Here is a 250-nt window from a genome sequence, read left to right as displayed (position 1 = left end):
CGTGGCGGCCAGCACACGCGACTGCTCATGGATTTCCTTGAGCATGAAGTGACGATAATCGCCCTTGGAAGCGGCATCCTGTGCGTGCTCGAAGGTCTGCACCGGACGCTCGTTGGCCTCGGTGACCAGACGCTCGCCCTGCTCGAAGATCTCGATCTGCTCGGCGGTCATGCGCACCAGATCGCCTTCCTTCAGGTAGATGAAGCGATCGGTGACCTGTAGCAGCGCCAGCTGATCGGAGGCCAGGAAG

Annotated in this window: 1 pseudogene; it reads right to left on the bottom strand. The window is 61.2% G+C overall.

What is annotated here, in order from left to right:
* Positions 1-250, bottom strand: a pseudogene (locus tag R0J88_RS22130) (glutamine--fructose-6-phosphate aminotransferase); the annotation flags it as partial.

The sequence above is a fragment of the Pseudoalteromonas sp. SIMBA_162 genome, assembly GCF_046535955.1.
Lineage (GTDB): Bacteria > Pseudomonadota > Gammaproteobacteria > Enterobacterales > Alteromonadaceae > Pseudoalteromonas > Pseudoalteromonas marina.
The sequence above is the reverse complement of the archived record's forward strand: the minus strand, read 5'-3'. Positions and strand labels throughout refer to the sequence as shown.